Origin of the sequence: Fretibacter rubidus (assembly GCF_041429785.1) — a bacterium.
GTDB classification, from domain to species: domain Bacteria; phylum Pseudomonadota; class Alphaproteobacteria; order Caulobacterales; family Maricaulaceae; genus Fretibacter; species Fretibacter rubidus.
In genome coordinates, this window is record NZ_CP163423.1 from 2,660,449 (window position 1) to 2,679,512 (window position 19,064).

At 52.1% G+C, this 19,064-nt stretch carries 20 protein-coding genes and 1 other RNA gene; 8 read left to right on the top strand and 13 right to left on the bottom strand.

Going from position 1 to position 19,064, the window contains the following annotated elements; all coding sequences use genetic code 11:
- Positions 1 to 59 precede the first annotated feature (59 nt).
- Positions 60 to 785: a DUF4282 domain-containing protein gene (locus tag AB6B37_RS12250; protein ID WP_371396098.1), complete on the top strand. Its 726-nt coding sequence runs from the start codon at positions 60 to 62 to the stop codon at positions 783 to 785.
- A 174-nt stretch (positions 786 to 959) separates the two neighbouring features.
- Here AB6B37_RS12250 and AB6B37_RS12255 read toward each other — a convergent pair whose 3' ends face one another.
- Together AB6B37_RS12255 and AB6B37_RS12260 are read right to left on the bottom strand one after the other, a co-directional pair.
- The gene (locus tag AB6B37_RS12255) at positions 960 to 1,505 is read right to left on the bottom strand and encodes a DUF1465 family protein (RefSeq protein WP_371398452.1); all 546 of its coding nucleotides are present in this window, start codon (positions 1,503 to 1,505) and stop codon (positions 960 to 962) included.
- A gap of 167 nt (positions 1,506 to 1,672) precedes the next feature.
- Positions 1,673 to 1,846: a DUF1192 family protein gene (locus tag AB6B37_RS12260; RefSeq protein ID WP_371396099.1), complete on the bottom strand. Its 174-nt coding sequence runs from the start codon at positions 1,844 to 1,846 to the stop codon at positions 1,673 to 1,675.
- A gap of 241 nt (positions 1,847 to 2,087) precedes the next feature.
- On the opposite strand from AB6B37_RS12260, the gene AB6B37_RS12265 reads away from it, so the two are divergent.
- The 4 genes from AB6B37_RS12265 (at position 2,088) to AB6B37_RS12280 (ending at position 6,754) form a co-directional block, all read left to right on the top strand.
- Positions 2,088 to 2,765, top strand: coding sequence for a DUF1013 domain-containing protein (locus AB6B37_RS12265; protein ID WP_371396100.1), 678 nt, complete (start codon positions 2,088 to 2,090; stop codon positions 2,763 to 2,765).
- A 283-nt stretch (positions 2,766 to 3,048) separates the two neighbouring features.
- Entirely contained in the window at positions 3,049 to 5,505 is a 2,457-nt protein-coding gene (gene gyrB, locus AB6B37_RS12270; protein WP_371396101.1) for a DNA topoisomerase (ATP-hydrolyzing) subunit B, read from the top strand.
- Between the two features lie 18 nt (positions 5,506 to 5,523).
- On the top strand, positions 5,524 to 6,144 hold the full coding sequence (locus tag AB6B37_RS12275; protein ID WP_371396102.1) for a DUF998 domain-containing protein: 621 nt from the start codon (positions 5,524 to 5,526) through the stop codon (positions 6,142 to 6,144).
- A 37-nt stretch (positions 6,145 to 6,181) separates the two neighbouring features.
- Positions 6,182 to 6,754: a hypothetical protein gene (locus AB6B37_RS12280; protein WP_371396103.1), complete on the top strand. Its 573-nt coding sequence runs from the start codon at positions 6,182 to 6,184 to the stop codon at positions 6,752 to 6,754.
- On the opposite strand, the gene ggt is transcribed toward AB6B37_RS12280, so the two are convergent.
- The 6 genes from ggt to ffs form a co-directional block, all read right to left on the bottom strand.
- Positions 6,751 to 8,511, bottom strand: coding sequence for a gamma-glutamyltransferase (gene ggt, locus AB6B37_RS12285; RefSeq protein ID WP_371396104.1), 1,761 nt, complete (start codon positions 8,509 to 8,511; stop codon positions 6,751 to 6,753). The two genes, AB6B37_RS12280 and ggt, sit on opposite strands and share 4 nt — an antisense overlap.
- Positions 8,512 to 8,601: 90 nt before the next feature.
- Positions 8,602 to 9,477: a TIM barrel protein gene (locus AB6B37_RS12290; RefSeq protein WP_371396105.1), complete on the bottom strand. Its 876-nt coding sequence runs from the start codon at positions 9,475 to 9,477 to the stop codon at positions 8,602 to 8,604.
- Between the two features lies 1 nt (position 9,478).
- Positions 9,479 to 9,802 (bottom strand): YbaB/EbfC family nucleoid-associated protein, encoded by a 324-nt coding sequence (locus tag AB6B37_RS12295; RefSeq protein WP_371396106.1) that lies wholly within the window; start codon positions 9,800 to 9,802, stop codon positions 9,479 to 9,481.
- On the bottom strand, positions 9,802 to 11,649 hold the full coding sequence (locus AB6B37_RS12300; RefSeq protein ID WP_371396107.1) for a DNA polymerase III subunit gamma/tau: 1,848 nt from the start codon (positions 11,647 to 11,649) through the stop codon (positions 9,802 to 9,804). Before AB6B37_RS12300 ends, AB6B37_RS12295 begins: the two co-directional genes overlap by 1 nt.
- A gap of 136 nt (positions 11,650 to 11,785) precedes the next feature.
- Positions 11,786 to 12,172, bottom strand: coding sequence for an STAS/SEC14 domain-containing protein (locus AB6B37_RS12305; protein WP_371396108.1), 387 nt, complete (start codon positions 12,170 to 12,172; stop codon positions 11,786 to 11,788).
- Between the two features lie 243 nt (positions 12,173 to 12,415).
- Positions 12,416 to 12,511: signal recognition particle sRNA small type (gene ffs, locus AB6B37_RS12310), an RNA gene on the bottom strand.
- A gap of 103 nt (positions 12,512 to 12,614) precedes the next feature.
- On the opposite strand from ffs, the gene AB6B37_RS12315 reads away from it, so the two are divergent.
- Together AB6B37_RS12315 and nudC are read left to right on the top strand one after the other, a co-directional pair.
- Positions 12,615 to 14,045 carry a cytochrome P450 gene (locus AB6B37_RS12315; RefSeq protein WP_371396109.1) on the top strand — a complete coding sequence of 477 codons (1,431 nt, stop codon included), beginning with the start codon at positions 12,615 to 12,617 and terminating at the stop codon, positions 14,043 to 14,045.
- 61 nt (positions 14,046 to 14,106) lie between these two features.
- The gene (nudC, locus tag AB6B37_RS12320) at positions 14,107 to 15,003 is read left to right on the top strand and encodes an NAD(+) diphosphatase (RefSeq protein ID WP_371396110.1); all 897 of its coding nucleotides are present in this window, start codon (positions 14,107 to 14,109) and stop codon (positions 15,001 to 15,003) included.
- Here nudC and AB6B37_RS12325 read toward each other — a convergent pair.
- From AB6B37_RS12325 to AB6B37_RS12340, 4 genes are all read right to left on the bottom strand, one after another.
- The gene (locus AB6B37_RS12325) at positions 15,000 to 15,488 is read right to left on the bottom strand and encodes a hypothetical protein (protein ID WP_371396111.1); all 489 of its coding nucleotides are present in this window, start codon (positions 15,486 to 15,488) and stop codon (positions 15,000 to 15,002) included. The two genes, nudC and AB6B37_RS12325, sit on opposite strands and share 4 nt — an antisense overlap.
- Positions 15,489 to 15,532: 44 nt before the next feature.
- On the bottom strand, positions 15,533 to 15,985 hold the full coding sequence (locus AB6B37_RS12330) for a YHS domain-containing (seleno)protein (protein WP_371396112.1): 453 nt from the start codon (positions 15,983 to 15,985) through the stop codon (positions 15,533 to 15,535).
- Positions 15,986 to 16,056: 71 nt separating this feature from the next.
- On the bottom strand, positions 16,057 to 16,905 hold the full coding sequence (locus AB6B37_RS12335; RefSeq protein WP_371396113.1) for a prephenate dehydratase: 849 nt from the start codon (positions 16,903 to 16,905) through the stop codon (positions 16,057 to 16,059).
- Positions 16,906 to 16,909: 4 nt separating this feature from the next.
- Positions 16,910 to 17,638, bottom strand: coding sequence for a 3-deoxy-manno-octulosonate cytidylyltransferase (locus tag AB6B37_RS12340; protein ID WP_371398453.1), 729 nt, complete (start codon positions 17,636 to 17,638; stop codon positions 16,910 to 16,912).
- 174 nt (positions 17,639 to 17,812) lie between these two features.
- Here AB6B37_RS12340 and AB6B37_RS12345 point away from each other — a divergent pair, with 174 nt between their 5' ends.
- Positions 17,813 to 18,463, top strand: coding sequence for a cytochrome c family protein (locus tag AB6B37_RS12345; protein ID WP_371396114.1), 651 nt, complete (start codon positions 17,813 to 17,815; stop codon positions 18,461 to 18,463).
- A gap of 73 nt (positions 18,464 to 18,536) precedes the next feature.
- On the opposite strand, the gene AB6B37_RS12350 is transcribed toward AB6B37_RS12345, so the two are convergent.
- Positions 18,537 to 18,899, bottom strand: coding sequence for a MarR family transcriptional regulator (locus AB6B37_RS12350; protein ID WP_371398454.1), 363 nt, complete (start codon positions 18,897 to 18,899; stop codon positions 18,537 to 18,539).
- Positions 18,900 to 19,064: the final 165 nt, after the last annotated feature.

The window sequence follows — 19,064 nt, forward strand, 5'->3', positions numbered from 1 at the left end:
CAAGCCTTAAGTTAAGATGGCCCAAACACGGCTGGTGATTTCGCGCATAAAGGTGCCCCATGAAAAATCTGTTTAATTTCTTTTTCTCTTTCGACAAATTGATGAAAGAAGGACTCGTTCGCGGCTTCTTTTGGTTATCTTTAATTAGCATTGCCTTGCAATTTGCGAGCACGAGCCTGTCAGCCATTCGCCTTGGCCCGCTCGCAAGCGTTTTCAATTTCGTCCAATTTTTTGTTGGCTTCCTTTTAGCCGTTGTTGTGCTTCGCCTTATTTGCGAACTCGCCATTGCTATCTTTCGGATCAATGACAATGTCTCGCCCGATGGCGGCAAATCAGAAACAGCCGATATCGACCCCGTGATGGAAGCGCGCCGCGCCGCAGAGCAAGCCGCCAAACGCGCGCAAGAACTGTCAAAATCTGCTGTTGATAAAACAAGCGCCGCGACAAAATCTGCTAGCGAAAAAACGCGTGAAACGCTGCATGATGTCGGTGAAAAAGTATCCGACGCCGTGCCAAGCAAGAAAGCGTCGGGAAAGTCCACGGCCTCTACAGCAGCCAATGACAGCCCTGACCGTACCATCGCACCTGAGGTGACGTTGGAACCAAAAGCGCCGCCGAAGAAACGCCCGACGTCACCCAAAAAGCCCGCAGCCAAAAAGCCTGTAGCCAAAAAAGCGACGGTAAAGAAACCTGCGGCAAAAGCAACGACAGCGAAAAAAGGCCCAACACTTAATAAGGACGGCACACCGCGAAAAAAACGCGCGCCGAATAAGCCTAAGAGCTAAAGGCGTGACAAAGTAGTCGCATCACGATTGCTATAGTCGCGTTTTTGGCGACTAACCATACGCATGACTTTGTAGTGGCCCAATATTAAAGGGGCCACCAGTTACACATGATTACCCGACATAAAATCGAGCATGGCGAATTTTTGTGTGAATAGTGAGCGCTTAAAAGCGGCCCTAAGCCCTGCTACCAAAGCGGCCGAAGGCAGCTTCTAGGCGGTTAATCTGATCGGCGACTGTGTTGCCAGACTGCGCGGCGATAGAGCCGTAAAGACTACGGTCAAGACGGGCAATCCGCTCATAAAGACTTTCAGAGCGCGCCAGCATATCAAGCAGGATAGCGGGCAAATGAGCGGCATCTTTGGCGATGTGGGAAAAGCTGAGTCCGTCGTCATCTTTTTTTGCTTCTGTGACGAGGCGGTATTTTGCCTCGCGCGCTTCAGACGTGGCCATTTCGCCTTCTTTAAGCGCGCGTTGCACCAAGAGCCAACTCGCGACCTGCATCAAACGCGTGGTGAGGCGCATGGATTGAGACGCATAAACGAGGGCCGCATCACGCGGCAATTTCTTGCTGTCTTGGCGACCCGGGCCGTCCAGATAGGCGGCCGTTTCTTCGACCAAATCCATGCCTTCACGGAAGGTTTTGGCAAACAACTCTGATTTCGTGAACTCCATCAAGCGTTCTTCGGCTTGCGGGGTAAGTGTATCAACGGTTTGGGTCATATTTAAATCATCCGATATGCGGGCGGTATTTTGGGGGTCGTGCATGGTCATGTCTCCGTCTGAGGCTATCCAGCTCTGTGCGCCTCACAAAACCGTCTTATGTGCCGTTAACGTTTGCAAAGCCCGCGCCAGCCGCCTCTGTCTTAGCCCAAAATACCTCATTCACGCTATTTTTTCCCAAATATATTGTGTGCATCGTCGCGCTCGCGCTGTTTTTTAGCAATCTCGCCCTCTATGCGGGTAATCTCTGCGCGTAAAATATCCAGCCGCTCTGACAATTCCACCAATGACACACCGTATAAATCCTCGCCGAGGGTAAAATTTGTATCGCTTTGGGGCATTGCAGTCTCCGCATCAGTGGCTGTCAACGTTGTCTTAAAACGCCACAGATGGTTTTAGAAGGAAAAAATGATGCCCTTCCAGGCTGGCAAACCGCCTATATATAGGCTTGCATTGTGCCCGATTGTCGATTAAGCGGGTGTCGCTTATGAATAGTCAGATGACTAAAGCAGTAACCCAGCCGAAGCTGGGTTTTTTTAATGTCTGAATTTCCCGCAGGCCATACTGCGGTAGGAGACCACAATGACACAGATTCTTATGCCCAAGGCGACCGCCGTTTGGTTGATTGATAATACGGCGCTAACATTCAAACAAATTTCTGAGTTCTGCAACCTGCACATCTTGGAAGTCGAAGGCATTGCAGACGGCGATGTCGCTGGCGGTATTCGCGGCGCAGACCCAATCGCGAATGGTCAGTTGGCCCGTGAAGAAATTGAAAAAGGCGAAAAAGATGCGGGCTACGCCCTCAAAGCCGAGCAATTTGATAGCAATCCTATTCCAAAATCCGCGCAAAAGCGCAAAGGCCCACGATATACGCCGTTATCGCGCCGCCAAGACCGCCCTGACGCCATTGCGTGGCTGGTGCGTAATCACCCCGAAGTGACAGACGCGCAAATCTCTAAGCTTATCGGAACGACCAAGCCCACAATCAAAGCTATCCGTGAGCGCACTCATTGGAAAATTTCCACCATTACGCCGACGGACCCTGTGTCACTCGGCCTGTGTTCGCAGATAGATTTGGACGAAACTGTCAAAATTGCAGCGGAAAAAGAAAACAAGCGCTTAGCAAAGCTAGAAAAAGAAACTGGCGAAAGCCTCAAGCCGCTCGACGCCCCAGCCCCAGAAGCTGCAGAAGAGCCGGAAGCGGCCAAAACAGAGCACACATTAGAGAGCCTGTTTAAGCCGTCTACGTCTGAGTAGGCCTCAAAACGAAAAGACATCTGAAAAGCGTCCCTCGCGGGGCGCTTTTTTTATGACTGTTTTTTTTCGCTAAATGCGCCGCATGCTCTGGTAAGAAAAACCATTTATTTTCATCAAAGCCCCCAAGCTTGGCCCCAAAGGTGACGTATTAATCCGTGCCAACCAAGTCAGGCCACAGACGATTCGCAGGTCATAAAAAAGCCTATAAATCCGTGCATTTCCCGCCAAACTCGCTTATGTTTTGTTCAATATTTTGACGATTCGTTATAACCGAAAGAAACGCATGGCCGATCCTGCAAAACCGATTGATCCCAACGCTGAAACATCGCCCGAATACGGCGCCGATAGCATCAAAGTCCTTAAAGGACTGGACGCGGTTCGCAAACGTCCCGGCATGTATATTGGTGACACGGATGACGGCTCTGGCCTGCATCATATGGTCTATGAAGTCGTCGATAATTCCATTGACGAGAGCCTGGCGGGGCATGCGGACAGGGTCGAGGTCACACTCAATGGTGACGGTTCTGTCTCTGTTTCTGATAATGGCCGCGGTATCCCCGTGGCGATGCATGAAGAAGAAGGCATGTCGGCCGCCGAAGTTATTATGACCCAACTACACGCGGGCGGGAAATTTGACCAAAACAGCTATAAAGTGTCCGGCGGACTGCACGGTGTGGGCGTGTCTGTGGTCAACGCCTTGTCTGTGTCTTTGCAACTGACGATTTGGCGTAATGGATCCGAGCATTTCATGGAGTTTTCCCACGGCGAATCTGTAGCCCCGTTAAAGGTGGTGGGCGACGCGCCCGTGGATAACCGCCGCGACGGCACAAGCCGTACACTGACGGGCACAAAGGTGCGGTTCCTGCCATCAGAAGAAACCTTCACTATGGTCGAATTTGACTATGACACGCTGGAACGCCGCCTGCGCGAGTTGGCCTTCCTCAACTCTGGTGTCATGATTATCCTGCGCGACGAGCGCGGCGAAGACCCGGTTCAATCCGAGCTTTATTATGAAGGCGGGATCGAGGCATTTGTCCGGCATTTGGACGCGAATAAAGGCGCGCTTTTGGAAACACCCATTTCTGTCATGCGCGAGGTGGACGGCATCACAGTCGAAGCGGCGCTGTGGTGGAATGACGGCTATCATGAAAATGTGCGCTGCTTTACCAATAACATCCCGCAGCGCGACGGCGGCACACACCTCGCGGGTTTTCGCGGCGCGCTAACCCGTACGATCAATAAATATGCAGCCAGTTCTGGCACCGCCAAGAAAGAAAAAGTCAGCATTTCTGGTGACGATGCGCGCGAAGGCCTGACCTGTGTACTCTCTGTTAAAGTCCCTGATCCGAAATTTTCCAGCCAGACCAAAGATAAGCTGGTGTCATCCGAAGTCCGTCCTGTCGTGGAAAGCGCGATGAATGAAGCGTTGGGCGAATGGTTTGAGGAACACCCAAGTGAGGCCAAAGTCCTCATTCAAAAAATCGCCGAGGCGGCGGCGGCCCGCGAGGCGGCGCGCAAAGCCCGTGATTTGACCCGACGTAAATCAGCGCTCGATATTGCGTCCCTCCCCGGAAAGCTCGCCGATTGCCAAGAACGCGACCCGGCCTTGTCCGAACTGTTTATCGTGGAGGGGGATTCTGCGGGAGGCTCTGCGAAACAAGCGCGCGACCGTCAGAACCAAGCGATCTTGCCGCTGAAAGGTAAAATCCTAAACGTCGAGCGCGCGCGCTTTGACCGTATGTTATCCAGCCAAGAAATTGGAACGATGATTACGGCCCTGGGTACAGGCATTGGCCGTGATGATTTCAATATCGAAAAACTGCGTTACCACAAAGTCGTTATCATGACCGATGCCGATGTTGACGGCGCGCATATCCGCACATTGCTTTTGACCTTTTTCTACCGCCAAATGCCGAGCCTGATTGAGCGCGGCTATCTCTATATCGCGCAGCCGCCGCTCTATAAGGTCGAGCGCGGCAAGAGCACACGCTATATCAAAGACCAAGATGAACTTGATGAATATCTTATTGATGCGGGCGCGGGCGAAGCCACGCTCACATTGGCCGATGGGCAGACGGTATTAGGTGAGGATTTAAAGCGCATTGCGCGCGAAGCCCTAGAAGCGCAACATTTAATTAAGCGTATGAAGTCCAAAGCAACGGATGTTATTATCGCGCAAATTGCAATTGCGGGTGTGCTGGATATCGAAGCTGGCGAGACACATATTAACGCCGCCGCCAAACGCCTGGATATGATTGCGGATGAAGGCGAAGACGGTTGGAGCGGACGCACTGACCCTGACGGCGCTGTTGTCTTTGAACGCGACGTGCGCGGCGTGACCGAGCGCGTGGTTTTCCGCCCCGCGTTCCGCGAAAGCACAGATGCGCGCAAGCTTAACCGCCTCGCCCCGGCTATGGCTGAAACCTATTCAGGGGTTGCCACATTCCGCCGCGGCGATAATGACCCAATAGACGTTTACGGCCCGTCGCAATTGCTTGATATTATTTTTGAATATGGCCGCAAGGGCTTTAAAATCCAGCGCTATAAAGGTCTGGGGGAAATGAACCCAGATCAGCTTTGGGAGACCACATTGGACTCAAACGCCCGCACGCTGTTACAAGTCAAGGTCGAGGACGCAGGCGCGTCTGATGATCTGTTCACCAAACTTATGGGTGACGTGGTCGAACCCCGCCGTGATTTCATCGTGAATAACGCGCTAGACGCCGATGTGGATACTTAAAGCGAGCCGTCAGGCATCATGATAAACTTGCACTCTGATAAAACACGCAAAGGCCTCGGCGCATTCGCTTTAATTGGCTGTGTTGTGACTGTTTTCTGTGATGTCTTTATGTGGTTTTGGGTCAAAGGCTATAACCCCATTTCGCAAACGATTAGCGAACTTGCCGCAGGCCCGCATCACTGGTTACAAGATTTTGGGCTGATGATATTTGTGGCCTCGACTTTATGTTTGGCATTGGATTTATTCTTGCGCGGAGAAAAAGGATGGAAGCCGTGGCTCGTGCGGCTATCCATGCTGGCTTTGGCTTTGGCTTTGACGATTACGCTTATTGCTCTTTGGAATGAATATGGCGACGGCGAAGCGGGTGGCTTGGTCATTCATAATTATCTCGTCGCCCTACTCTATCCGCTTGTGCCCGTTGTATTATGGTTTGGCACATCGGTGCTGCCTGCCCGCAAAGGCGACATGAGCCTATTAGCCAAAGTCACAGCGGTGGTTTGGCTATTTATCGCCCCTGTCTTTTTTATCGTTCCAACCACAATCGACGGGGCTTATGAACGCGGGCTTGGCATGATAATGATTACTGCCGTTATGATTGCCGCATGGCGTCTCTATAAAGACCCCAGCAGCGCAGATTAAACCTCGTCAAAGACAGTATCATTGCCTATGAAGGTGTATGTTCAAATATATCTCAATCGCCAGCGTGCTCTTATTAACAGCCTGTTCCGACACGCCCAATCCACAGCTGGGTTTCGTTAAAAACCTATCCACGCTTTGTGATCAAAACTTTATCGGCCAAGTCGTCAGCAATGATGCGGTGGACGCGGATTGGAAAGCATCCGAGATTGAAGTAGGACCCGTAGAGTGCGGTGTTGCCGATATCCGCATGCCGTTGCGTGTGGGCGTTAACACATCGCGCACATGGATTATCATTCCAGACCGCAAGGCCATCACCCTAAAACACGATCACCGCCATAGCGACGGCAGCCCCGACGCAGTGACGCTTTACGGCGGCACGACGGACGCACCCGGCACCGCAAATCGTCAAGAGTTTCCCGTTGATGATTATTCGATTGAATTGTTTAATAAAGAAGGCCTAGCCGCATCCGTGACCAATACGTGGGCCATGGAGATAACCCCCGGCCAGACGCTCGCTTACGAACTTTCACGTCCGCGCACAGAAGAACAAATCGCGGCAGGCGATAAACGTGGCCGCTTCTTTCGGGTAGAGTTTGATTTAAAACGCTAATGCCCTATGGCGGCTGATTTTGGGCCGCGAGGGTCGGCCGCGCCGAAGACAAATCCCTCGCCTTGCGCGACACTATTGACGCGGCCAATCACCGTGGTGGCAAATCCACCATTCTCATTTTTGACCAGATTAAAGCCGCGCGCTTCTAATGCTCTTAATGTGTCAATATTGATGCCCGGCTCGACGACGACGACATCGGGAAGCCATTGATGGTGAATTTTGGGCATGGCGGTGGCTTGGGCAAGGTTCATATCCCACTCAATAACGTTTAGCACCATTTGCAAAACGGAATTAATTATCGTGCTGCCGCCCGGTGATCCCGTTACGAGCACCGCTTTGCCGTCCTTGGTCACAATCAGCGGCGTCATAGATGATAGCGGACGTTTGCCGGGCTCAATCGCGTTAGCAGCCCCGCCGATAAGGCCGTAGCCATTGGGCGCACCGGGTTTGGCCGAAAAGTCATCCATTTCATTATTCAGCAGAAACCCCGCCCCATCGACCGTATAGCCAGAGCCATAGGAAAAGTTCAGCGTATAGGTCACGGCCACCGCGTTGCCATGCTTATCAATCACAGAATAATGGGTTGTCTGCGGACTTTCATAGGGCATAGACACAGCAGGCGCTATGTCTTTGCTTTTGCTCGCAAGGTCCAGATTAATACTGGACGCTTGGGCTGCGTTATAGCCAGGGTCGATTAAGTCTTGCGTCGGCACATCGGCAAAATCCGGATCCCCTAAAAATTTAGAGCGGTCAGCAAAGGCCCGCCGCATGGCTTCTGTCAGCTTATGCAGATAGGCCGCGCTATTATGGCCGTCGGCTTTTAAATCAAACTGGCTGAGCATATTTAGCATCTGAATAACATGCACCCCGCCAGAGCTGGGCGGCGGCATAGACACGATTTCATAGCCCTTATAATTTCCCCTGACGGGTTCGCGCATAACTGTCTTGTAGCTGTTCAAGTCTTCATAGGTCATCAGACCGCCGCCCTTGGCCATTTCGCTCACAATTAAATCGGCGGTCTCGCCTGTGTAAAATCCGTCTGAGCCTTTTTTGATGATACGGCGTAGCGTCTGCGCGAGGTCTTTTTGTTTAAACCGTTCGCCGGGGGCGTAGGATACGCCGCCCGCTTTGAAGAAATATTTCAGGCTGGACGGGTCTGCGCTAAACTCTTCACGGTGCCCGTTTAAGCTATCAACCAGCGCATAGGGCATATCAAAGCCGCGGTCCGCAAGTATGGCTGCGGGGCCGATGACTTCGCGGCGGGTCATAGTCCCGTAAGCGTCCAGCGCGTCGAGCATACCCATAACGGTCCCGGGCACGCCGGCAGATAAATGCGAATATTGCGCGCGGGCATTGTCGACCTCACCATCCGGGCCGATGAACATATCACGGCTCGCGCGGCTCGGTGCCATTTCGCGAAAATCGATAGTTATTTGCTTATTTTCATCGGCCAAATGCACGACCATAAAGCCGCCCCCGCCAAGGTTACCCGCTTGCGGATGGGTCACAGCCAGTGCAAATCCTGTCGCGACCGCCGCGTCCACAGCATTACCCCCGCGCGCCAGAATATCGCGTCCGACTTCGGCGGCAATGCGGTCTTGGGCGGACACCATACCGTGTTTGGCAATCACGGGATGAAAACGGCTATCATAGCTGGTTAACGCACGCGCACCTGCGCCGTCGGCTTTAACCTCCGCCGCTATTGACGGCGTTACGCATAAGTATAGTGCCGCTGTCAGGCATAATAGACGTTTCATAAAGCGCTCCCGCAACCGAGTTTCAGATAAATTTGCGCGAAACGCCTGCGTTGTAAAGCGCCCATTATAGAACCGCGAGACAGCGCGCCCTTAAAGCCGTTGGGCCAGCTCTACCATATCGGCGACCGCTTGGTCATAGTCTTTATCTTTCGCCCAAAACTCTAGGCCAATGGGGCCAGTGTAGGTCTCTCTTAATTTTCGCAGGACATTGGCGTAATCAACCTCGCCTGTACCGGGTTGACCTCGGGCGGGGCTATCGGCGATTTGGACATAAGCCACATGCTCTTTACCCGCTTCGAAATTAGCAATGAGGTTACCCTCATGACGCTGCATATGAAACAGATCCCAATTCAGCTTTATAAAGGGCGACTTAATTGACGCGCAAATATCAAGCGCATCAGCATAGCCGTAAATAAAATGTCCGGGATGATCATAGGGATTGAACGGTTCAATCGCACAATATATTTGCGCGGCTTCCCAAAGCTCTGCACTCGCGGCGATATTATCGCGGTAAGCCTTCAAAACATCACCCCGGGTCACACCGTCAATATTTTGATGACCCGTCACAGTGACAATATCAGTGCCTAAAATTTTCGCATCATCAATTGCTTGTTTTACAGCGTCCAGATATTGCACGCGGTTCGCCGCTTGGCCAAGCGCGGGGGCATTAGCGACAATTTGCGCAATTTTTATAGCTGTCGGTTTTATCGCGGCGGCTAGGGCTTTGGCGTCGCGCTTAAACAGGCCCACAAACCAAAACTCGGCATGGGTAAAGCCTGCCTCTGCGGCTTTCACAAAGCGTCGCTCAAATGGCTCGTCTGTCCACCAGCTCTCTGTATTTACAGCAAAACCAGACAGTAAGGCCCGTTTATCGTTCAAGTTTAGCGAGGCATTTGACGGGGCCGCACAAGCCGCTAATCCTGCAGCGGCAGCACTCCCAATAAAGACGTCCCGCCGACTGACCATATTAGAAGGGCATCTTCATACCGGGCGGCATGGGGATATCGCCCATGGCGGCTTTCATTGTGTCGGCTTGGGCTTGGTCTAGCTTCACCTTGGCATCTTGATAGGCCGCAACAATCAAATCTTCGACAATCTCTACGTCGTCTTCAGACAGTAATTTCGGATCAATCTTAAGACCGCCCATATTACCGCCACCCTGTAATGTCACGGTGACCAGTCCACCGCCAGAGCGACCCTCGACGGATAAATCCGCAACTTGCGCTTGGGCAGTTTCCATTTTCGCCTGCATATCTTTGGCTTGCTTCATCAAACCCATCAAATCTTTCATTACGTATCCTCATCAGGTGAAAAATCAGCGGCAATCACGTCACCGCCTATGGATGATGTGGGGGCCGTTTCGCGAATTTCAATGAGTTTCGCACCGCGCAGCAAGGGATGATTAAAGGCGGGATGGTCACGGTCGCGCGCTTCTTGCTCCGATTTTTCACGAAGCGCCGATTCTTTTAACGTCTCCCCGCCACCGCTCGGTAGCGGTGTGACTGTCCAATTCGCACCTGACAAATCAACTAACGCATCTTTCATCCGCCCTGTTAAAGACGGCGGCGCGTCGTCTGTGGGTTGGAAATCAAAACTATGCGGGTCAAAATTAATAGGGCGCACATGACGTTTTATATCGGATGCTAAGGCGATGTCGGTCTTAGCCAGTGTCTCGACAAAATCAGCAAAACTCGCAAAGCTCTGGACAAGGCGAATGGCAAGTTTGGGCGGGGTTAGCGCGGGATTGGGCTGCGCGGTGTGATCAACGTCAGGCTCGCGGTTAGTATTGAGGCTCATCACCGCACCGCTTGACAACACGGCTGTTGGCGACGGCGAAGATATCGGAGCCGATGATTGAGTGGGCGACCCAGAGGAAGCTGGAGAAGACGCAGAAGATGAAGTAGAAGATAAAGGAGAAGAGGCAGACGAGCCACCTTCGCTATTGGGTGCCGCAATACTGCCGTCTCGCAGTGCCGCAATTAATTCCGCGGCCATTTCCGGCGGCGGTAATTGACCCGCCACGGAGAGCGCGAGCAATGCCATTTCAGCGGCGGCCAAGGGTACGGGTGCCATACGCACGTCATTATGCGCTTTTAAAAGCAGCTGCCAAATACGCGTTAATTGCCCTGTCGATAATCGCTCTGATAACGCTTTCATCCGCGCGACACTGTCAGACGCCACGTCAAAGCTAGCGTCATCGCCGAGCGTTTTGGCGCGGGTCACATCGTGGCAAATATCGAGCAAATCGCGCATTACGATCGCAGGGTCAGCCCCGTCGTCATATTGGCTGCGCATTTCAACCAGCGCAGACTTACCGTCACCTAACGCGGCATGGGAAAATAAGTCCAAAACGCGTACGCGGTCGGCCAAGCCCAACATGTTACGCACGTCATCACCGCTGACTTGTCCGCCCGAAACCGCTTGTTGCACAATCGCTTGATCAAGCAGCGAGAGGCTATCGCGCACAGACCCTTCGGCGGCACGCGCGATCAAAGCAAGGCCGTCGTCTGATATATTGGCACCTTCTTTGGCGGCAATGCCGCTTAAATGGGTCGCCAAAACATCGGCGTCCACACGGCGCAGATCAAAACGCTGGCAACGCGACAGCACTGTAATAGGAACTTTGCGAATTTCAGTCGTCGCAAAGATAAATTTTGCATGGTCTGGCGGCTCTTCGAGTGTTTTCAAAAGGGCATTAAATGCTCCCGTCGAGAGCATATGAACCTCGTCAATGATATAGACTTTGTAGCGCGCAGAAACAGGGGCATAGCGCACACCGTCAAGCATCTCGCGCATGTTTTCCACACCCGTGCGCGACGCAGCGTCCATTTCCAACACATCCATATGGGTTGACGCCATGATAGAGGCGCAATGTTCGCCAGGGGTTGCCAAATCAACGGACGGCCCGTCGACGCCGTCGCGTTCATAATTTAAGGCCCGCGCGAGCAATCTCGCTGTCGTGGTTTTGCCAATCCCGCGTACCCCCGTCAGCATAAAAGCATGGGCAACACGACCCACCTTGAACGCATTGGTCAATGTGGTGACCAAAGCTTCTTGGCCAATCATATCGTCAAAGGTTTGTGGGCGGTATTTACGCGCTAAAACCTGATAGCTTTCTTGTGTGCCGGATTCGCTCATAGCGTCGACTATAGGGGCGAGGCGCCCAAGGGGGAAGCCCTACACAGGATTGAGTTGGATTTAAACGTGGATGGATCATCCAATAAAAAACCGTCAAAACTTTCATTTTGACGGTCATTAAAATTGTTTAAATTAGCTATGCAGCTTTGAGCCAGTTTACGGCCTGTGGGAGGGCTTCCATGTCATAGGCCTGTATCTCAAGGTCGGGGATGACTGCGCCTTCGACCTCGGCGGTAGACCGCAGAAACGAACTATCGGTCAATACGGCGCATTTATCGATGTCATTGGGATAACGGAGCATATCGCCAAGCCGCACAAAACTTTGTTTAACAGCTTTCAGACTTGGAAAGTCCATTTTCGCAATATCGACGCACAATTGTACGTCGCCATGTTCTTCTGTGACAGTATCAAACCAGTTCAGCGCCTCTTTCATATCTTCGTCGCTCATTTTACCGGTTACAGTCATATAGGCGATGTTATTATCAAGCTTGAGAGTCATTGTGTCGGTTTTTGTCTGCGTCATAAAAAATGGGTTCCTTGTTAATAGTGCCAGATTAACGACCAAGACGAAGGATAGTTCCGAGAAAGTTCTCAGAAGGTAACCTGCGGCTAGAAAGGGGAGACCGGGAATGTAAGACGGTATAAGGAAGGCCCGCATGGCGATAAAAGGACAAATGGCTTTGTGTAATCGCAAACGATTACGTCGCTTCGCGCCCACTCGAAATCACGACTGCCTTCGCTACGCTCAAGCGTTTTCCGAGTGCAAGGTGGAAGGTGAACTCTGACCCGAAAAAGACTCGTTGTGGCTGCTTCGTTCCCGACCTGACCAAGTTGGCGAGAGATCCGTCCAAAGCCACCTTCCGCGCAGGCTTATGCCCAAAGCAGTCCACAAACGCAAGAGGGCTATGCACGGACGTTTGTTGACTAAAACATTGGCGTGGATAGGATGAATATGAGGAGGCATTATGGCCCGTCACAATTATAACTTTCGTCCAGCCCCCCGGTGGGAGGACGGTTATTTTGTTCCCTCTGCCCCCGTCCCTATGCCCAAAGACCCCGATGATTGGGATCTGATTGACCAGCTACAGTCCACCCGTGCGATAAGCCGTAACGCAGTCGCCGCGACAACAGAGGTGACGTGCACAAAGCCCTATGTTGTTGCGTCGATGTTTGGCCAAAGCCTAATCGTGCCGTGCAATCCCGCCATGATTAAATATATCTTTGTCGAGCAAGCAGAAAATTACGGCCTGAACTCTATTCGCCAAGCCATATTGCGCCCTATCCTAAAAGACGGATTAATCACAGCCGAAGGGCGCATATGGAAACGCGCGCGTCGTGCGCTATCGCCGCTGTTTACACCGCGCCATACCAAAGCTTTCGCGCCAAAAATGAGCGCAACAGTCACACGTGAATTGCCAAATTTATTCAAAAGCGGCGAGCCCGTAGACTTTAACCAAGCCATGTTGCGCCTCGCCTATCTCGTATTATCAGACACCTTATTTTCGGCGGAAATCGGCGGTGAAAGCAATGCTGTTCTGCGCGATGTCGGGATATTCCTATCCACACTGGGCAAACCCAATCCAATGGATATTCTGGGTGTGCCGAAATTTATTCCACGCTTTGGCAATCGTGAAGGCCAGCGGGCCGTCAAGCGGCTGCGCTCCCTCGTGCAGGAGTTGTCCCAAGACCGCCGTGCCCGCATAGAGGCGAGCGTTGATGTGCCTGATGATTTTCTGACTTTACTTTTAAAAGTCGAGGATACTGACGGACCTTTATCAGACGCGGAAATTGAAGATCATATCGTGACATTTATCGGGGCAGGTCATGAGACAACCTCGCGCGCCCTGACGTGGCTCGCCTATTTATTGTCCCAAGATACCAAAGCCCGCGATCAGTTAGAGGCGGAGGTCGACGCGCTGGATACGACGTTACCGCCAGAGCAGTGGGCGGCCCATATGCCGTGGTCTATGGCATGCTTTAACGAGACAATGCGCCTTTACCCACCAGCGCCGATTATATCGCGCTACGCTATAAACGCTGATGAATATGACGGTATAGAGATTCCTAAAAACGCTAATGTTATGGTCAATTTATGGGCGCTGCACCGTCACCGCACATTATGGGACCGACCCGATGCGTTTGACCCGTCGCGTTTCATGGGCGAACGCGCGAGCGCAATTGACCGCTTCCAATATCTGCCATTTGGTATGGGTCACCGCGTCTGTATAGGGCAGCGATTTGCGCTACAAGAAGCCGCTATTTTAATGGCCATTATATTTAAACATTATCGTTTTGATTATAATAGCGACAGCCCGCCGTGGCCGCTGATGCGCATCACAGTGCAGCCAGAGGACGGCATGCCCATGATAGTCACGCAGCGCCGTGAAACCCCATAAAATTATCTCTAGGCAGCCTCTTTAAAACCCGTTAGGCAGTGCCCTTAATCGGGAGGCTTTCATGAGCACATCATCATTTACCATGCCCTTTGCTGGCAATGACTTGAACGCCTGCGAGCATGAGCGTGACCCAAAGGAGCTGCAAGCATTTTTAAATGACCCCAAGGCCAAAGCTATGTTGCTAGACCGAGGGCGTCCTGCGCTGCTGCCCGAAGGCGGGCTAAAATGGGTGAAGCCCAATGACTTAATTGGACAAAACATTGCCGACCCTGGCCCATTATTTTTAGGCAAGCAGGGCGATGTGCCTGTGTTTGCGTTTTCAATTTCCACTGAAAACGCACTGACAGAGATTGAGAGTTTCCAAGATATGCGGGTGGTTGCCGCGCAATTATCCCCGATGGAGCTAGCGCTGGCTGGACAGGCAAAGTCCCTGTTTGATTGGCATGATGAACACCGCTTTTGCGCAAAATGCGGGGCGGGATCGCGGGGAAATCGTGGCGGTACAACACGTCAATGCGATAGCTGCGGCGCGGCGCACTTTCCCCGCGTGAACCCCGTGACGATCATGCTTGTTATTAACGGCGATGATTGCTTGTTGGGGCGTGGCCACGGCTGGCCAGAGGGCAGCTTTTCCGCCCTAGCCGGCTTTGTCTCCCCAGGCGAGACCATTGAAGAGGGTTGCGCCCGCGAAATATTTGAAGAGGTCGGCGTGACAATTAAATCACCCCGTTATGTTTTTTCCCAACCTTGGCCGTTTCCAAGTCAGTTGATGATTGGCCTGATATGCGAAACCGATGACCGCGAGTTAGTCATTGACGCCAATGAGATTGAAGACGCCCGTTGGTTTTCTAGGGATGAAGTCGAAGCCGTTTTTGCCAAGCGGAGTGACGCGTTTAAACGCCCGCCGCGTTTCACGATTGCACATCAATTACTGCGCCATTGGCTGAAAGAGGGTTAAGCTTTTTTCTCACGCCCAATAAGCGCGCGGCCCATTCCGCATAGCCCTGCAATAATCTCATCTCGGCGAATAACCGCAATAATTAAGCATGATAGCCAAACAGCGCAGGCAGCCATAAACAAGCCGCCGCCGTCATTATTGGGATCAATCCCAAGCGGCGTAAACAGGTGAAACGAAATCGCGCCCGTCATAATACCGAGGCCTTTAAGCGCGCCAAATCCTTGCAAGCGGCGAAGGGCAGGAAAAAACCCGAGCAACAACAACGCACTGGCCACCAATTCGCCAACGCCAATGACATATTGTGAAAACAGGCCCGTTTGCGCGAATAATCCATCCGCACCCAGTGTCGCGGCCCAATCATTCAGACGCCCAAATATTTCTTGGGTATTGGGGTGGTTTGTAAATTTATAGCGCAAGCTATCGAGGAAAATCACGCTGCAAAATAACGCCAAAACATGTGGTAAAAACCGTTTTATCTTATCCATAACTCATCCCCTTTTTTTTGCGACCTTAGTCCTAATTGGATAGTTTAATCCATTAAAATATTAGGCCAACGTTTATCAGCATCGATAATAAAGTCATCTTTATCTGCCTCCCAATCGCGCTGCACACGGGCGTTAAAGTTCAAAAACAACCGTCCGTCCAGCACCGTCCAATGTTTTGGCGACCCTTTGGCTAGCTTACCTTGCGCTAAGGCCCAAGCACAATAACCGCCATATTGAGGCGCAAAGGCTTCGGGATTAGCCGTGAACAAATCCAAATTTGCACGCGTCGCGAAATGCCATGTTGCGCCTTTATATTCGGCCGCGAAGTCTTTATTTCCCTCAAGCGGTTTGCCAGAGAAAAAGCTAACGCTATCAAAACCGCCAACAGCCGTATTATTACGCCAACTTGTATAAATAGGGTCGCTATCGGCATAGGCAGACGGCGTGCTTAGGGTCAGTGAGAAAAGGGCGGCGAGGGCTATCATTAAATATTTCATAGTCGCTCTTTACTGCTTATTTCTCTTAAAACCAATCACAGCCTGTCACGGCTTTGTGAATGTCTAAACCCTTAGGTGCCATCACGATTGAGTCGCCCGTCATCTGCGGGATAGGTGCCGAGCATCAAAAGCATATCCGAGAAAAAAGCGAGTTCTTCCATGGCATGCACCATCCCAGGGTCATCAGGATGAGCTTCGACATCGGCATAAAACTGCGTTGCCCAAAACGACCCATCGACCATGTAACTTTCAAGCTTCGTCATATTTAAACCGTTAGTCGCGAACCCGCCGAGCGCTTTATAAAGAGCGGACGGCACATTGCGGACTTTGAACACGAAACTGGTCACAACGGGCTGGCTTCCACGCGCTATTGATAACGGCTCTGATGCCAAAATTAAAAACCGCGTGGTATTATGGGCGGCATCTTCTATGTCTTCCGCCATACGCTCTAGCCCGTAAATTTCGCCAGCCAGTTTGGAAGCAACTGCCGCCACAGATTTGTCGCCAAGCGCTGCGACCGCTTGGGCGGCACCCGCTGTGTCGACATCATTGACCGCTTTGATGCCCATATCTTGGAGCCGTTTGCGGACCTGGCCCAAAGCCATAGGATGAGAACGCGCAGATTTAATATCCCCGATTTTCGCCCCCCGCACAGCCAATAACTGATGATGCACAGGCAAGTAATGCTCGCCAATAATATGCAGCCCGCCTTCGGGCAGTAGGTGATAAATATCAGAGACGCGCCCCGCGACGGTATTTTCAACAGGAATCATAGCCAGTGCTGCGCGGCCGCTGCGCACAGCATCGAACGCGGCAGAAAAGCTTGTGCAGGGCTCGGCTACGTAATTGGGATAATAAGACTGGCAAGCCAAATGAGAATAGGCCCCCGCCTCACCTTGGTAAACAATCGTCTGTGTCATCGTTTTATTCCGTTATATCTTTTAAAAGCAATTGTCGCGCACGGTCTAAATCGTCGGGCGTGTCCACACCATGTGGGGCCGCGTCGACAATAACGACGTCAAGACGCATACCGTCCTCTAACGCGCGCAGCTGTTCTAGCCTTTCTCGGCGCTCTAATGGGGACGGCGGTAGCGCGCAGAAACGGTCAAGCGCAGCGCGGCGGTAGCCATATAATCCCAAATGATGCATGATAGGACCGTCGCCGCTTGGCGCGCTTGCGCGGGTAAAATACAGCGCGCGTCCATCGCCAGCAATGACGGCTTTGACAACATTAGGGTCTTTAATCTCTCGCGCATCAGATGTCGCCACAGCCGCTGTTGTCATATCCACATCAGAATTATCAAACGGCGCCAATATGGCCTTGATTACCCCAGGGTCTAGTGTTGGCATATCGCCTTGAACATTGACAATAATATCATGCTGACCATCAGGGTCGATAATATCCGCGCATGCTTTAACACGGTCTGTGCCCGACGGAAGCTCAGGGTCAGTCATAACGGCGCGACCACCCGCAGCCTCAACCACGTCTTTGACGACAGTTTCTGAACACGCAATCACCACAGGACCGATCGCCGCCTCTTGCGCGCGTCTCATCACATGCACAATCATAGACGTACCGCCAATATCAGCCAAAGGCTTTCCTGGCAGGCGAGTCGCGGCCATGCGGGCTGGAATGATAATCAACGGTGTCATTGCGCTGTTATAGCGGGGTTTTTTGGCTTTGCGACCATAGACCGCAAGTCTTTTACGGTATTTTTGACCCAAGACAGCCTTTTCAATTTGCAATCGCGGTATATCTTTATAAAAGACCACCAATAAGCCCTCATGACACGGGCGGTAGAGGACCTAGACTAAAGGGACATTATCATGGACGAACTTGGCTTTAACAAAATTGCTGGCGCAATTCTCGCAACAGCGCTCGGCTTTATGCTTTTAAAAGAAGTGTCCCACAGCATTGTACATTCCGAAGCACCAGATGTGCCTGCCTATGCGCTAGAACTACCAACCGAAGGTCCTGTCGTCGAAGAAGTTAAAGCGCCGTTCCCTCAAGCAGAATGGGTTGCCGCCATGGACGCAGACCGGGGTGCCCGCGTATTTAAAAAATGCGTATCATGTCACAATAACGAAGCTGGCGGAGCCAATGGTACAGGCCCGAACCTTTACGGTGTCGTGGGCGCACCAGCCGCAGTGCATGACGGATTTGCCTATTCAAATGCCCTAAAGACATCGGGCAAAACTTGGACTTACGCTAGCCTGGATGGATTTTTGGAACGTCCAGGTCGTTACATCTCTGGCACAAACATGAATTTTATTGGCCTAAAGAAGCCTGAGGATCGTGCGGCCGTCATTGAATATCTTCGCACGGGTGCAGCCAATCCAATCCCGCGGCCAGAGGTCGCTGCCTTTGACCCAGCCCCAACAGAGGAAGTTGTTGTCGAAGCCGACCCTGGCGCCGTCATAGAAGAAATGACAGCCCAAGATGCCCCTATTGAGACACCAGAGATGGTCGAACAATAATCGCACCCAACATAGTGATAGCAAAGCCCTCACCTTGGTCGGGGCTTTTTTATGGGCCGTGGTGTCGGATGATTTAAGCAGCGACAGAGTTTATTTGACCCAATTTCATTTCCGTACGAATGGTCTCTGCAAAGGCTGTTAAAAACGTCGAACCCCGTGCTGTACGCTTGATGATAATCGAGCGTTTATCACGGTGGTCTGGGGCCCGTTCTATAAAGTGATAGCCAACCAGCGTATCGACCGCGCGCGTAATAACGGCCTTGGTCACGCCTAGCCGCGCAGCGAGAGACCGCACAGTGTGCGGCCCGCCTTCCAAATAGACCGTCGTTAACAAGGCAAATTGGCGTGACGTCAAATCAGGACTGTCGCCCAACACACTATCCAATGTCACGCGGTGCCAAAGCGCCAAGGCATCACCATTGTTCAGGCGTGGCATGACGCTGCGGGCAGAGGCGTTGCGCGGCGGCGATTGAGAGGCCGATGTACGCTGTGAATATGCCGACATAACCCCTCTCCCTTATTTAATCGCGTGAAAAACAAATCACTTTAGAAAAAGATTCGCACAGTGATGATTCGCGGGTCAAGGGCCAAAGGTAAAAAT